Here is a 15177-nt window from a genome sequence, read left to right as displayed (position 1 = left end):
CATGTGACTGTCACCTCGTCGGATCGTTGCTCGGCCAGGCGCGGGATGATCTGACAGATGCCGAGTGGGAGCGGCTGCGGCCGTTCCTGCCGGTGGGCAATGTTCGATGCGGTAGGTGGCGGGATCATCGGCAGGTGATCGACGGGATCTTGCACTGGGTGCGGACCGGGATTCACTGGCGTGACCTGCCGAAACGGTTCAGGCCGTGGAAGACGGTCTATGAGCGGCACCGGCTGTGGTCGGCCGACGGAACCTGGGAGCGGCTGCTCCAGCAGGTCCAACCGAAGCGGATGCCGCCTGTGACATCGACTGGGACATCGGGGTGGATTCCACGGTGGTGCGCGCTCATCAGCGAGAGGCAACGAGAAAGAGCGGGAGTCAGTGAGACTGACTCCCGCTCTCTCGTATCGGAATTCGCCCAGGTCAAATGCTTAGCCCGTGCCGCCGCGTCCAGGAGTTGGAACAGGCGCTTGGAAGGCGGGATCCAGCAGGCCGCAGTACGGAAGTACCTTCCAAGCGAAGTGCGTGGGAGGTCACGTTACTCCAGTGACCAGACCATCTGCGCTTCCTTTCATCAAAATGAAAGGAGGCATCAAGGGGTCAATAAACCGGTAACGGAGTCTGCGCTGAGTTCCACGTTTAGCGAGGATTCCGCCACGAGGCCCATCTAGGATTGAAAAGTCCGTGAGGTGATTCGCGAAGGAAGGAATTTCGTAACGACGTCCTGTCACTTCGGAGAGTTTCTCACGAACGTCGGGGGCGCCGAACGTTCCGAGGTCGTCCAATTCTGTCATGGAGCAAGCCGTCTGCGGTTTCCCGTATGAGCTCACTGAGCGGGGAAGACGAGCCGCAGAACGATCTCGCCGTCGTCGATCTCCCCGGTGGGCTCGAACCCGAACTTCTGGTAGAAGGGCCACGGTTCGCCGTCGCCAGGATCGTAGCTGGTCAGCAGTTCGGTAGCGCCGTCCGCGCGAACCAGGGCGACGATCTGCGTGAGCGCCTCTCGGCCGATCCCTCGCCTCTGGTGCCGCTTGTCGATGAGGAGGCGCCAGATGAAGTGCCGCCCTTTGTAAGGACCAGCCCGTGGCTTCCACGACAGCATCACGAAGCCGACTGGCTCGTCGCCGCGGTACACGGCGCGGTACCAGGGATTGGCCTCCGGTTTCTTTGTCGCTTCCTTGAGCGACTTGGACACGGAGGCGACGAACTGCTTCTGGTCACGTCGGACGCGGAGGGCACGAACGGCATCCCGGTTGTCGTCGGTGATCTCCTGCAGGTGCACGCCTGGGGACCTCATGCCACACCCCTTCCTGCATCCGGCAGCTGCGCCATCCGAGCCGACGTGAAGAGCCGCCGCCGTGCGGCAGTCTGTTGTGCTTACGCAAGGTCAAGGCCGTCAGGCTGGACGTCTTCGCAGCGTATTCGACGCAGCGGATCTGGAGCGGAACTGGCACGCCGGGCTGTGTCCGCGTCCGAGGCAGCTGCTTTGGCCTGGGCAGACGCTCCAAGATCCTGTCCACAAGTAGTCCACAGCCCCCGTCCTAGGGCCGCTCAGCGCTGCATATGGCTGCACATACGCGAAGACCCCGACCGCAGCGTTTCCGCTGGTGACGGGGTCTTTGGGCACCTCATAACGGGTGCCCCCGGCAGGATTCGAACCTGCGCACACGGCTCCGGAGGCCGTTGCTCTATCCCCTGAGCTACGGGGGCGTGTCGGCCGCGGTGTGTGCGGCGACGGGTAGAACCCTACCAGCTCTTTCGGGGGTGACTGGCATGGGTTTACGTGGGGGAGGGGCGGTGTCCTGGGGAGGGGGAGGCGGGTTGTCCGTGGGGGAGGGGCGGAGGCCCCGTATGGGGGTGGAAGTGGGGAAAACCCGGACGCGGCGGTGGGGGCGGACCTACTCTCGAGTTGTGCCAGGCGCGTCCGGGCGGGTGCTTGTTGTGGACGACAACAAGGTCATCCGGCAACTGATCAGGGTCAACCTCGAGCTGGAGGGCATCGAGGTCGTGACCGCGGCCGACGGTGCCGAATGCCTGGACGTCGTGCATCACGTGCGACCCGATGTGGTGACCCTGGATGTGGTCATGCCTCGGCTCGACGGGCTGCGGACCGCTGCCCGGTTGCGTGCCGATCCCCGGACCCGGAATCTTCCCCTCGCGATCGTCAGTGCCTGCACTCAGTACGAGGTCGAGAGCGGGCTCGATGTGGGTGTCGACGCCTTCCTCGCCAAGCCCTTCGAGCCTTCGGAACTCGTGCGGCTCGTAAGGGAGTTGATGGAGCGGCGGGGGAGTGAGGGTGTCGGGGGCGGTGGCGGAGGCGGAGGCGATGCGGGCTTGTCGTTCGAAGGTGCCTTTCGTGCGGAGGGGTTCGCCACGGACGGGTTCGGGGTGGACGAGGCCGAGCGTGCTGGGCGCGCCGGGCACTGAGGTCGTATCCGTAGTCGTAGTCCTAGTCGACGGAGTGACAGTCCTGCGGTCTTGTGGAGTCGTTGCGGCCGTGGGGCGCGGCCGTCTGTGAGGGCGCGTGCCTCGGCAGTCCGCCCAACCTGGGACCGGCGTCCACATCCCGGACCCCGGGCAAAACCGAGTCGCCTACCCACCCCCCTCCTCCCCTACGCTTGTCCCGTGACCCCCGTCGAGCTCTCCCGTACCGTGCTGCGCGCGGTGCGTCGTGCTGTGGACGAGGGGGAGCTGAGCGTGGCCGTGCCGGTGCGGGCGGTGGTGACGCCGCCGGGGCCGGGCGGGTGCGGGGACTACGCGACGAACATCGCGTTGCAGCTCGCGCGCTCGGCCGGACGGCCGCCCCGGCAGGTGGCCGAGATCCTGCGTCCCCATCTCGCCGGTACGGACGGTGTAACCGACGTGGCGATCACCGGCCCGGGGTTTCTCAACATTCGGCTCGCGGACGCGGCCGTCGCCTCCCTCGTACGGGAGATCCAGCGCGGCTCCTACGGCCACGGGGACGCCCTCGCCGGGCAGACCGTCCCGCTCCGGATCCCGTACGACGTCCGCGCGGAGGTCGTCGCCGACGCGGTCGTACGGATCGTCGCCACCCAGGGTGGCCGCGCCGAGGTGCGGCACGCCGAGCCGGTGAATCTCCGGCCCGTGCCGGCGTCCGAGGACCCCACCCCGCTCGGCCCCGACGCCGCCCGCTGGGCCCTGCTCCACCCGGCCGGCCATGATCGGCCCCGGATCACGGCGGACCACCTCGTCCAGCGCGAGAGCAACCCTCTCTTCCGCGTCCGGTACGCCCACGCCCGCACCCGGGCCCTCACCAGCAACGCCGCCGCGCTCGGCTACACCGGCGCCCCCGGTGACGTACGCCAAGCCGAAGGCATCCCCGGCGCCCCCGGTGACGGACCCCACGCCGACCACCTCCTGGGCGCCCTCGCCGACCACCCCCATGCCCTGAGCGTCGCCGCGACCCACCGTGCGCCCGATCGTCTCGCCCGGCACCTCGTCAGTACGGCCGATGCCCTGCTCGCCTTTCAGCACACCGTGCTGCCGCTCGGCGACGACAAACCCTCGGCCGCCCACCGCGCCCGGCTCGCGCTCGCCGAAGCCGCCGGGACGGTGCTGGCCGGCGGCCTGTCCCTGCTCGGCATCAGCGCACCCGACCATCTGTGACTATCTGTGAGAGAAGAATGAGCCGTTCCGCACACCCCGCCGGGCCCCGTCACGCCGATGTCCTGCCCGAGGGTCACTACTCCGCCCCGCCCGCCGACCTCAACGCCCTCGACCCGAAGGTCTGGGCGCACACCGTCACTCGTACGGACAGTGGCGCGGTCAGTGTCGGTGGCATTGATGTGACCACGCTCGCCGAGGAGTTCGGCACCCCCGCCTACTTCGTCGACGAGGCCGACTTCCGGGCCCGCGCGCGTGCCTGGCGTACCGCCTTCGGGCATGACGCCGATGTCTTCTACGCGGGCAAGGCGTTTCTCTCCCGCGCCATCGTGCGGTGGCTGCACGAGGAGGGGCTCAACCTCGATGTGTGCTCCGGTGGGGAACTCGCCACCGCCCTCTCCGCCGGTATGCCCGCCGACCGGATCGCCTTCCACGGCAACAACAAGTCCACCGAAGAGATCACCATCGCCGTCGAGACCGGTGTCGGGCGTATCGTCCTCGACTCGTTCCAGGAGATCGTGCGGGTCGCGCACATCGCCCGGTCGCTCGGCAAGCGGCAGCGCGTGCAGATCCGGGTGACCGTGGGCGTGGAGGCGCACACGCACGAGTTCATCGCCACCGCGCACGAGGACCAGAAGTTCGGGATCGCGCTGGCCGATGGGCAGGCCGCGGAAGCCGTGCGCCGCGCGCTCTCCCTCGACGGGCTCGAGCTGGTGGGGATTCACTCGCACATCGGGTCCCAGATCTTCGACATGGCCGGGTTCGAGGTCGCCGCCCGTCGTGTCGTGTCGCTCCTCGCCGCCGTCCGGGACGAGCACGGTGTCGAGCTGCCCGAGATCGACCTCGGCGGCGGTCTCGGCATCGCCTACACCAGCGAGGACGACCCGCGCGAGCCGCACGAGATCGCCAAGGCGCTGAGCGAGATCGTGACGCGGGAGTGCGAGGCCGCCAACCTGCGGACGCCTCGTATCTCCGTCGAACCCGGGCGCGCCATCGTCGGGCCGACCGCCTTCACGCTCTACGAGGTCGGCACCATCAAGCCCCTCGAGGGGCTGCGGACGTACGTCTCCGTGGACGGGGGCATGTCCGACAACATCCGGACCGCTCTGTACGACGCCGAGTACAGCGTCGCTCTTGTGTCGCGCTCCTCCGACGCCGAGCCCATGCTCGTCCGCGTCGTCGGCAAGCACTGCGAGAGCGGGGACATCGTGGTGCGGGATGCGTTCCTGCCCGCCGACCTGGCGCCCGGTGACCTCATCGCCGTGCCGGCCACCGGTGCGTACTGCCGGTCCATGGCCAGCAACTACAACCACGCACTGCGGCCGCCGGTCGTCGCCGTGAACGACGGCGAGGCCCGGGTCATCGTCCGCCGTGAGACGGAGGAGGACCTCCTGCGCCTCGACGTCGGGTGACAGGGCGGATGACACAGCCGATGACCCAGGTGACCCGGGTGGAAGATCTCCTGTATTCACCTACTCGAAAAATGAAATAAGCGTCTCACGATCCGGACAAAGGATAGAAAGTCCCGTCCGGTGAGTGAGACTGGTCCAACCGTAGACGGTATGAGGAAACGAGGTCGGATGATGCGTACGCGTCCGCTGAAGGTGGCGCTGCTGGGCTGTGGGGTAGTCGGCTCAGAGGTGGCGCGCATCATGACGACGCACGCCGCCGACCTCGCGGCCAGGATCGGCGCTCCGGTGGAGCTGGCCGGAGTCGCCGTCCGCCGTCCCTCCAGGGTCCGTGAGGGTATCGACCCCGACCTCGTCACCACCGACGCCACCGCGCTCGTCAAACGCGGGGACATCGACGTCGTCGTCGAGGTCATCGGCGGTATCGAGCCCGCCCGCTCCCTCATCACCACCGCCTTCGAGCACGGTGCCTCCGTCGTCTCCGCCAACAAGGCGCTGCTGGCCCAGGACGGCGCGGCGCTGCACGCCGCCGCCGAGGAGCACGGCAAGGACCTCTACTACGAGGCAGCCGTCGCCGGTGCCATCCCGCTCATCCGGCCGCTGCGCGAGTCCCTCGCCGGCGACAAGATCAACCGTGTGATGGGCATCGTCAACGGCACCACGAACTTCATCCTCGACAAGATGGACTCCACGGGCGCGGGCTACCAGGAAGCCCTCGACGAGGCCACCGCGCTCGGGTATGCCGAGGCCGACCCGACCGCTGACGTCGAAGGCTTCGATGCCGCCGCCAAGGCCGCGATCCTCGCCGGAATCGCCTTCCACACGCGCGTGCGGCTCGACGACGTGTACCGCGAGGGCATGGCCGAGGTCACCGCCGCCGACTTCGCCTCGGCGAAGGAGATGGGCTGCACCATCAAGCTGCTCGCCATCTGTGAGCGGGCCGCCGACGGGGGGTCGGTGACCGCGCGTGTGCATCCCGCGATGATTCCGCTGACCCACCCGCTCGCCTCCGTGCGCGGCGCGTACAACGCCGTGTTCGTCGAATCGGATGCCGCCGGGCAGCTCATGTTCTACGGTCCGGGCGCCGGCGGCGCCCCCACCGCGTCCGCCGTGCTCGGCGACCTCGTCGCCGTCTGCCGCAACAAACTCAGCGGTGCGACCGGCCCCGGCGACTCCGCGTACACCCAGCTGCCCGTCTCACCCATGGGCGAGGTCGTCACGCGTTACCACATCAGCCTCGACGTGGCAGACAAACCGGGTGTTCTCGCCCAGGTGGCCACCGTCTTCGCCGAGCACGGCGTGTCGATCGATACGGTTCGACAGCAGGGCAAGGCCGGCGAGGCTTCTCTCGTCGTCGTCACTCATCGAGCGTCCGACGCGTCCCTGAACGGGACCGTGGAGGCGCTGCGCAGCCTCGACACCGTGCGGGGTGTCGCCAGCATCATGCGGGTTGAAGGAGAGTAACCAGCAATGACCCACCAGTGGCGCGGAATCATCGAGGAGTACCGGGACCGGCTTCCGGTGTCCGACAGCACGCCGGTCGTGACGCTTCGTGAGGGCGGTACGCCGCTCGTGCCCGCGCAGGTGCTCTCCGAGCGCACGGGCTGCGAGGTCCACCTGAAGGTGGAGGGCGCCAACCCGACCGGGTCCTTCAAGGATCGCGGTATGACCATGGCCATCACGCGGGCCAAGGAGGAGGGCGCGAAGGCTGTCATCTGCGCCTCCACCGGCAATACGTCCGCCTCCGCGGCCGCGTACGCCGTGCGCGCGGGCATGGTGTGTGCCGTGCTCGTCCCGCAGGGCAAGATCGCCATCGGCAAGATGGGCCAGGCCCTGGTGCACGGCGCGAAGATCCTTCAGGTCGACGGCAACTTCGACGACTGTCTGACGCTGGCGCGCTCGCTGTCGGACAACTACCCGGTGGCGCTGGTCAATTCGGTCAACCCGGTGCGTATCGAGGGCCAGAAGACCGCCGCGTTCGAGATCGTGGACATGCTCGGCGACGCGCCCGACATCCACGTCCTGCCGGTGGGCAACGCGGGCAACATCACCGCGTACTGGAAGGGCTATCAGGAGTACGCCGCCGACGGCATCGCCCGGCAGACCCCGCGCATGTGGGGCTTCCAGGCCGCCGGTTCCGCGCCCATCGTGCGCGGCGAGGTCGTCAAGGACCCCTCGACCATCGCCACCGCGATCCGCATCGGCAACCCGGCCTCGTGGAAGTTCGCGCTGGCCGCGCGGGACGAGTCCGGCGGCGTCATCGACGAGGTGACGGACCGTGAAATCCTGCGCGCCTACCGGCTGTTGGCCGCGCAGGAGGGCGTTTTCGTCGAGCCCGCGTCCGCCGCGTCCGTCGCCGGTCTGCTGAAGGCCGCCGAGCAGGGCAAGGTCGACCCCGGCCAGAGGATCGTCTGCACGGTCACTGGAAACGGGCTCAAGGATCCGGACTGGGCCGTCGCCGGCGCCCCGCAGCCGGTCACCGTTCCGGTGGACGCGGTCACGGCGGCGGAGCGGCTCGGACTGGCGTAAAGCCGCCTGACGCAAACCCGCCAGAGGCAACCCGTCGGGCGTGAGCCTGCCGGACGTAATCTGTCAGGCGCGAACGCGCCAGACGCAACCTGTCAGGCGACAGACGCGAACCCGTCCCACGCGTCCAACGCGGCCCGGTAAAGGCCGTAGTCAGGGCCACCCCTACCGCAACCCGATGGGGGGTGCACAGGGGGCTTACGACACGCATCGTGCGCCTCCTGTGCGCCCTATGTCGCCACAGAACCTTCCTTCGATAGGCTGTACCGAACCCGCCTGCCGCATATGCCTCCGCATACGGCACGGTGCCGCGCCGTCATTGCGGTCTGAGGGTCTCCACGTACCTATCGAATGTCTTCGACAATCACGCAGCTCAAGGAGAGTCATCGAGCGATGGCCGGTCCAGCGTTCCGTGCCGCCGCCGTCCGGGTGCGCGTCCCCGCCACCAGCGCCAATCTCGGGCCGGGCTTCGACGCCTTCGGCCTGTCACTGGGGCTGTACGACGACGTGGTCGTCCGGGTGGCCGACTCCGGGCTGCACATCGACATCGCAGGTGAGGGCAGCGAGACGCTCCCGCGCGACGAGAGCCATCTCCTCGTACGCTCCCTGCGCACCGCTTTCGATCTGCTGGGCGGACAGCCGCGCGGCCTCGAGATCGTCTGCGCCAACCGCATCCCCCACGGGCGGGGCCTCGGCTCCTCCTCGGCCGCGATCTGCGCCGGCATCGTCGCCGCGCGTGCCGTGACGATAGGCGGCGACAGCAAGCTCGACGACACCGCGCTGCTCGAGCTCGCCACCGAGATCGAGGGACACCCCGACAATGTCGCGGCCTGTCTGCTCGGCGGCTTCACGCTTTCCTGGATGGAGGCCGGTGCCGCGCGCGCGATCAGGATGGATCCGGCCGATTCCATCGTTCCGGTGGTTTTCGTACCGGGAAAGCCGGTCCTCACCGAGACCGCGCGCGGTCTGCTGCCCCGCACCGTTCCGCATGTCGACGCCGCTGCCAACGCGGGCCGTGCCGCACTGCTCGTGGAGGCCCTGAGCCGACGCCCCGAGCTGCTGCTGCCCGCTACGGAGGACCGGCTGCACCAGGAGTACCGCGCCCCGGCGATGCCGGAGAGCGCGGCGCTGGTGGAGCGGCTGCGGGCCGACGGCATCCCCGCGGTGATCTCCGGCGCGGGCCCCACGGTCCTCGCGCTGGCCGACCGTGAGTCGGCCGACAAAGTCGCCCACCTCGCAGGTCAGGGCTGGGCCGCCAATCGACTGGACCTCGATGCCCAAGGGGCGAGCCTGTTGCCGCTCGCCCCGGTCGGTGTCCAGTAAAGGCGCGCGGTTACCGGATTTCGAGAGGGGGAATGTTTGTTGGATCCGGTAGTGTTAACCTCAAGTCTGCACCCGACCCCACCACGGCGAGGTGCTTCACGTCCCCGTCCGGGACAACCATTCTTCCGGGAGCCTCCCAAACTGCTTTGTGCCGTGCATTGGGTGCTATGCGCCAAGCAGTGTTGAGCACGCTCCGGAACCGGCGTGACCGTGCCGATGACACCGCAATTCAGTGCCACGGATCCGGAATCGTCATCACCAGATATGTCTTCCGCCGCTTTGGCGGACCACCGCCCCGGCACGGTCCACACAGCAAGGACCAAATCCGGACAGCACAACCGGTCGCCGAGCCAGACAGGCCGACGTCCGCTCCAGGGAAGGACCCTTCGTGAGCGACACCACCGATCTGATGGGCGCACGTGTCGAGGAGACCGCTGCCGCGCCCGCCACGGACGCCTCTGCCGCGCCTGCCTCCGGTGCCGGCTCCCGGCGGCGCCGCGGTACCGGCCTCGACGGCATGGTGCTGGCCGAGCTGCAGCAGGTCGCGTCCGGCCTCGGTATCAGGGGCACCGCGCGGATGCGCAAGAGCCAGCTGATCGAGGTCATCAAGGAGGCGCAGGCCGGGGGAGGAACCTCGGCGAAGAGCGCCGCATCCTCGCCCGCCGGGGACGCCGCCGAGGCCAAGCCGAGGCGCCGCGCCACCTCCAAGGCCCGTACGGGCGAGGAGGCCGCCGCGGCCGAGAGCAAGGCCGGTAAGGCCGCCGACAAGGCCGTGGCCCCCGTGGCCCAGCAGCAGATCGAGATCCCCGGCCAGCCGGCCAGCGACGACGCCCCCGTGGGCGAGCGTCGCCGCCGCCGCGCCGTGGCCGAGGCGGGCAGCCCGGAGACGGTCACCGCCGAGGCGAAGAGCGAGCCGAAGGTCGAGGTCTCCGTGGAGGCCAAGGCCGACGCCGGTGACGGCGCCGAGGGCCGTCAGGGCCGTCGTGACCGCCGTGACCGCGCCGACCGTGACCGTGGTGGCCGTGACCGCGACCGCCGCGGTGGCAAGGGCGACGAGCAGCAGGGTCAGGGCCAGGGCGGCGGCGCCGGTCAGCAGCGTCAGGAGCGCCAGGACCGGCAGCAGCAGGGTGGCGGCCGTCAGGACCGACAGGACCGCCAGCAGCGCGACAACGGCCCGCAGGACGACGACGACTTCGACGGTGGCCGTCGCGGCCGTCGTGGGCGCTACCGCGACCGTCGTGGCCGTCGTGGCCGCGAGGAGTTCGGCCCGAACGAGCCGCAGCTCGCCGACGACGACGTCCTGATCCCCGTCGCGGGCATCCTGGACATCCTCGACAACTACGCGTTCATCCGTACGTCCGGCTACCTGCCGGGTCCCAACGACGTGTACGTCTCCCTCGCCCAGGTCCGCAAGAACGGTCTGCGCAAGGGTGACCACGTCACCGGAGCGGTCCGGCAGCCGAAGGAGGGCGAGCGCCGCGAGAAGTTCAACGCGCTCGTGCGCCTGGACTCCCAGAACGGCATGGCGCCCGAATCCGGCCGTGGGCGACCGGAGTTCAACAAGCTGACCCCGCTGTACCCGCAGGACCGGCTCCGCCTGGAGACCGACCCGGGCGTGCTGACCACCCGCATCATCGACCTCGTGTCGCCGATCGGTAAGGGCCAGCGCGGTCTGATCGTGGCCCCGCCGAAGACCGGCAAGACCATGATCATGCAGGCGGTCGCCAACGCGATCACGCACAACAACCCCGAGTGCCACCTGATGGTCGTCCTGGTCGACGAGCGTCCGGAAGAGGTCACCGACATGCAGCGGTCGGTGAAGGGCGAGGTCATCTCCTCGACCTTCGACCGTCCGGCCGAGGACCACACCACGGTCGCCGAGCTCGCCATCGAGCGCGCCAAGCGCCTGGTGGAGCTGGGCCACGACGTCGTCGTCCTGCTCGACTCGATCACGCGTCTGGGCCGTGCGTACAACCTCGCCGCCCCGGCCTCAGGCCGCATCCTGTCCGGTGGTGTCGACTCGACGGCCCTCTACCCCCCGAAGCGCTTCTTCGGTGCGGCCCGCAACATCGAGGACGGCGGTTCGCTGACCATCCTCGCGACCGCGCTCGTCGACACCGGGTCCCGCATGGACGAGGTGATCTTCGAGGAGTTCAAGGGCACCGGCAACATGGAGCTCAAGCTCGACCGGAAGCTCGCCGACAAGCGCATCTTCCCGGCGGTGGACGTCGACGCGTCCGGTACCCGTAAGGAAGAGATCCTGCTCGGCAGCGACGAGCTCGCCGTCACCTGGAAGCTGCGTCGCGTGCTGCACGCGCTCGACCAGCAGCAGGCGATCGAGCTGCTGCTCGACAAGATGAAGCAGACGAAGTCGAACGGCGAGTTCCTGCTGCAGATCCAGAAGACGACGCCGTCGCCGGGCAACGGCAACGACTGACGTCAGCAGGATCAGTAGTCGGTAGCTGGTCAGTAGCCGGTCGGTAACTGGTCAGTAGCGCAAAGGGCCGCCCCCGTCACTCAGGTGACGGGGGCGGCCCTTTGCGTGGAATGGGACAGGTGTACGATCGCGATTCTTTGAAACTTCTTAGAACTCGCAAGCTCCTGGGGGGACTTGAGTGGATACGTCCATGTCCGGACGCGGTCGTCACAGACGCCGTATACGTATAGCCGTGCCCGTCGCGGCGGCGACCCTGGCGGCCGCGGTCGGCGGCGCGCTCCTGATGTCGTCCGCGAACGCCGCACCCACGCCGTCGACATCGATGGCGAAGCCCAGCACCTCCTCGCCCTCCCTGACCGAGCTGCGGCAGCGGATAGCGGGAGCCGTCGCCAGTGACGGCACGGCCGGTGGGACCACGATGAAGAAGTCCGCGCTGAGCGCGGGCACCGGCGGCGCGACCATCGAGCCGAAGATCATCGGCGGCACCACGACGGCCATCGCCAACGCCCCGTGGATGGCGCAGCTCTGGTACCTCGACGACAAGGGCACCAGCAGCACCAGCGACGACTTCGGCTTCTTCTGCGGGGGCGCCGTGGTGTCGCCGACGAAGATCCTCACCGCCGCGCACTGCGTCAAGGGCTACGACTGGCACGCGAACGGCGCCATCGTGACCGGCACCTCGCAGCTCCCCTCGGCCGACGGCACCGACGTGCACGGCGGTACCGTCTCGGGCGTCTGGCGCCAGTGGAACCACCCCTCGTACAGCGCGTCGACCATCAACAACGACATCGCGGTGCTCACCCTGCCCAACCCGATCAAGGCCAAGCCGATCCGGATGACGACGTCGGGCGACACCGCGTCGTACAAGTCCGGCACCGAGGCGACGGTCTACGGCTGGGGCCGCACCAGCTCCACCACCCAGGACATCTCCGAGAACCTGAAGACGGCCACGCTGCCCATCAAGTCGGACGCCACCTGCGCCGACACCTACGGCAGTGCCTTCATCAAGGGCCACATGGTCTGCGCGGGCACCCCGGCGACCGGCAGTGACACCGGCACCACCTCGGCCTGCAACGGCGACTCCGGCGGCCCGCTGGTCGTCGGCGGCGTCAACGGCCGGATCGTGGGTGTCGTCTCCTGGGGTGTGAAGGACTGCGTCGAGAAGGGCGCGTACAGCGTCTTCACGAAGGTCAGCACCTACGTCGGTGCCACGTATCCGCGGATCGAGGACACCAACCTCAGCGGTGACCACAAGGCCGACCTGTTCGTGCGCAAGTCCTCCGGCAAGGAGGCCTTCGAGAAGGACTCCAAGGGCACCTCGTTCGGTGCGCGTCAGTCGTGGGGTGTCTGGAGCAGGTCCAACCTGATCCTCCAGACCGACCTCAACCGGGACGGCTACCAGGACTTCATCGAGCGCGTGAGCTCCAGCGGCGACATCCGCTGGCGGCACTACGTGCCGTCCACGGACTCCTGGGCCGACACGAAGCTCTTCAGCGACTGGAGGACCCGCACCCGCGTCGTCGCCCCCGGTGACGTGACCGGCGACGCCCTGCCCGACCTGCTCTCCGTCGACTCCGGCGGCGCCCTGTGGATCTACCCGGGCAAGGGCAACGGCACCTTCTCGGCGCGCGTCAAGGTCGGCTCCGGCTGGAACCAGTACAACCTCCTGCGCGGCCACGGCGACTTCACCGGCGACGGCAAGGCCGACCTGATCGCGCGCAGCAAGAGCGGCTCGTACATCTATCTGTACAAGGGCACCGGCAAGGCGGGCAGCGGGGCGTTCTCGGCCCGCGTCAAGGTGCGCACCTGGGCCGGTTACAACGCGTTCGTCGCCCCCGGTGACGTCACCGGCGACGGCAAGGCCGACTTCCTGGCCCGTACGCCCGGCGGCACGCTCTACCTGTACAAGGGCACGGGCAAGGCCACCAGCGAGATGTTCGCCACAAGAATCAAGATCGGCACCGATTTCAAGCAGTACGACGTCTTCGCCTGAAATCGCAGGTGAGCAGGGGTTTGCCCGAGCTCGCCGGTGACACAGCGTGTCCATCGCACCACGTGGTGGGCACGCTGCGTCGTGCAACCCTTTCCCGAGTTTCCCCGTCTGCCCGTACAGAGTGACCATGGAGCGGTACGCGTCACGACGACAGGCGGGGCCTGACCCTGAAAGCAGGGGGTAACCGAACGTAGAGGGACAGAGGAGCGCATGCCTGCCGAGAGCACGTTCGAACTCGGTGCCGCGGGGGAGCCCGACATAGCGGGCGAGACCGGTACCCGTACCAGTGGCCCACGCCGCCGCGCGAAGGGCCGCCGCCGCAAGCCGCGCGGCAAACGCGGCAAGGCCCTGCTCATCACGGCCTGGACCGCGGCGGGCATCGTCGTCCTGGGCGGCACCGGCGCCGGATACCTGTACTTCAAGCTCAACGGCAACATCAAGAGCGTCGACATCAACAACGCTCTCGGCGCCGACCGGCCCCTGAACGTCGACAACGGCTCCCAGGACATCCTGGTGCTGGGCTCGGACACCCGCTCCGGCGCCAACGAGGACCTGGGCGGCGGCAGCGACGACGGCACCGCCCGCTCGGACACGGCGATGATCGTGCACGTGTACCAGGGTCACAAGAAGGCCAGCGTGGTCTCCATACCCCGCGACACCCTCATCGAGCGCCCCTCCTGCACCGATGCCAAGGGCGACACGCACGACGCGGCCTCCGAAGTGATGTTCAACTCCGCGTACTCCACCGGCGGCGCCGCCTGCGCCGTGAAGACCGTCGAGTCCATGACCGGTATCCGCATGGACCACTACATCGAGGTCGACTTCAGCGGCTTCCAGAAGCTCATCGACGACCTGGGCGGGGTGGACATCACCACCACCGAGGACATCTCCGACCCGGACAGCCATCTGGAGCTGAAGGCCGGCGAACACACCCTGAACGGCGAGCAGTCGCTCGGACTGGTCCGCACCCGGCACGGTGTCGGCGACGGCTCCGACCTCGGCCGCATCCAGCTTCAGCAGGCGTTCATCAAGGCCCTGGTCGAGCAGGTCAAGCACATCGGCGTGCTGACCAACCCCTCCAAGCTGATCAAGATCGCCGACAGCGCGACCAAAACCGTCACCACCGACTCAGACCTCGCCTCGGTCAGGAACCTCGCGTCCTTCGCGAGCGGTCTCAAGGGCATCAGCTCGTCGAAGATGAGCATGGTGACGATGCCGGTCCAGTACGACAGCGCGAACATCAACCGCGTCCTCGTCGACGAGGACAAGTCCCAGCTGGTCTGGAAGGCCCTCAAGAACGACCGGGCGATCCCGAAGGCGGCCACCGAAGGCACGGCCACCGGCACCGCCAAGGGTGTCGTCAGCTCGTCGTGAGCCTTCTGACGGAGCCAGGGAATAGAACGCGGCGCCCCCCGGTTTTGGGGGATGCGGCCAGTCCTGGCAGACTGGTACGTCGGCTCCGGTTCACGCCTCCGCAATCCGCGGCAGCGACCCGGCGCCCTCCCGAAACTAGGAGACACCTTGAAGCGCGACATCCACCCCGAGTACGTCGAGACGCAGGTCAGCTGCACCTGTGGCGCGTCGTTCACCACCCGTAGCACGATCTCCAGCGGTTCCATCCGCGCCGAGGTCTGCTCCGAGTGCCACCCGTTCTACACGGGCAAGCAGAAGATCCTCGACACCGGTGGCCGTGTGGCCCGCTTCGAGGCCCGCTTCGGCAAGGCTGCCGCTGCCAAGAAGTAGCGAGCCCACAGCGCCGGTCTTCGGCGTCCCCGGCATGGGGGCGCCGGGACCGGCGCTTTGCGGTGCAGCCCCCTCCCCCGAGCTCTCGACTTCTCCCCCAGTGCCTTAAGGGCCTGGGAGGG

11 protein-coding genes, 1 tRNA gene and 1 pseudogene are annotated in these 15177 nt (G+C 68.5%); 11 read left to right on the top strand and 2 right to left on the bottom strand.

The genetic code is table 11. The annotated features are described in order from the left end of the window. Nucleotides 1–26: 26 nt before the first annotated feature. Nucleotides 27–352: pseudogene (locus tag AB0D57_RS25315) on the top strand (transposase); the annotation flags it as partial. Between the two features lie 474 nt (nucleotides 353–826). Here AB0D57_RS25315 and AB0D57_RS25310 read toward each other — a convergent pair. Both AB0D57_RS25310 and AB0D57_RS25305 read right to left on the bottom strand, forming a co-directional pair. Beyond that, entirely contained in the window at nucleotides 827–1297 is a 471-nt protein-coding gene (locus AB0D57_RS25310) for a GNAT family N-acetyltransferase (protein WP_362077167.1), read from the bottom strand. A 341-nt stretch (nucleotides 1298–1638) separates the two neighbouring features. Next, nucleotides 1639–1710 (bottom strand) — tRNA-Arg (locus AB0D57_RS25305). Between the two features lie 222 nt (nucleotides 1711–1932). Here AB0D57_RS25305 and AB0D57_RS25300 point away from each other — a divergent pair. The 10 genes from AB0D57_RS25300 to rpmE all read left to right on the top strand — a co-directional run bounded on the left by AB0D57_RS25300 (nucleotide 1933) and on the right by rpmE (nucleotide 15055). Then, nucleotides 1933–2427: a response regulator gene (locus AB0D57_RS25300; protein ID WP_362077234.1), complete on the top strand. Its 495-nt coding sequence runs from the start codon at nucleotides 1933–1935 to the stop codon at nucleotides 2425–2427. A gap of 198 nt (nucleotides 2428–2625) precedes the next feature. Continuing rightward, nucleotides 2626–3627, top strand: a complete 1002-nt coding sequence (gene nrtL, locus AB0D57_RS25295) for an ArgS-related anticodon-binding protein NrtL (protein ID WP_362077164.1) — start codon at nucleotides 2626–2628, stop codon at nucleotides 3625–3627. Nucleotides 3628–3644: 17 nt separating this feature from the next. Further along, nucleotides 3645–5036 carry a diaminopimelate decarboxylase gene (gene lysA, locus AB0D57_RS25290; protein ID WP_362077161.1) on the top strand — a complete coding sequence of 464 codons (1392 nt, stop codon included), beginning with the start codon at nucleotides 3645–3647 and terminating at the stop codon, nucleotides 5034–5036. Nucleotides 5037–5204: 168 nt separating this feature from the next. Next, on the top strand, nucleotides 5205–6497 hold the full coding sequence (locus tag AB0D57_RS25285; RefSeq protein ID WP_362077158.1) for a homoserine dehydrogenase: 1293 nt from the start codon (nucleotides 5205–5207) through the stop codon (nucleotides 6495–6497). Between the two features lie 6 nt (nucleotides 6498–6503). Further along, entirely contained in the window at nucleotides 6504–7562 is a 1059-nt protein-coding gene (gene thrC / locus AB0D57_RS25280) for a threonine synthase (RefSeq protein ID WP_362077155.1), read from the top strand. 390 nt (nucleotides 7563–7952) lie between these two features. After that, complete coding sequence (gene thrB / locus AB0D57_RS25275) at nucleotides 7953–8882, top strand: homoserine kinase (RefSeq protein WP_362077151.1); 930 nt, start codon at nucleotides 7953–7955, stop codon at nucleotides 8880–8882. Nucleotides 8883–9270: 388 nt separating this feature from the next. Continuing rightward, complete coding sequence (rho, locus tag AB0D57_RS25270) at nucleotides 9271–11319, top strand: transcription termination factor Rho (RefSeq protein WP_362077148.1); 2049 nt, start codon at nucleotides 9271–9273, stop codon at nucleotides 11317–11319. Nucleotides 11320–11509: 190 nt separating this feature from the next. Next, a complete protein-coding gene (locus AB0D57_RS25265; RefSeq protein ID WP_362077145.1) occupies nucleotides 11510–13312 on the top strand; it encodes a trypsin-like serine protease in 1803 nt (600 codons plus the stop codon). Between the two features lie 210 nt (nucleotides 13313–13522). After that, nucleotides 13523–14686: an LCP family protein gene (locus AB0D57_RS25260; RefSeq protein ID WP_362077142.1), complete on the top strand. Its 1164-nt coding sequence runs from the start codon at nucleotides 13523–13525 to the stop codon at nucleotides 14684–14686. A gap of 147 nt (nucleotides 14687–14833) precedes the next feature. Next, the gene (gene rpmE / locus AB0D57_RS25255) at nucleotides 14834–15055 is read left to right on the top strand and encodes a 50S ribosomal protein L31 (RefSeq protein ID WP_033323852.1); all 222 of its coding nucleotides are present in this window, start codon (nucleotides 14834–14836) and stop codon (nucleotides 15053–15055) included. Nucleotides 15056–15177: the final 122 nt, after the last annotated feature.

The organism is Streptomyces sp. NPDC048275 (assembly GCF_040652275.1).
Lineage (GTDB): Bacteria > Actinomycetota > Actinomycetes > Streptomycetales > Streptomycetaceae > Streptomyces.
Note: the sequence above shows the minus strand (reverse complement) of the source record. Positions and strands in the feature narration are given on the sequence as shown.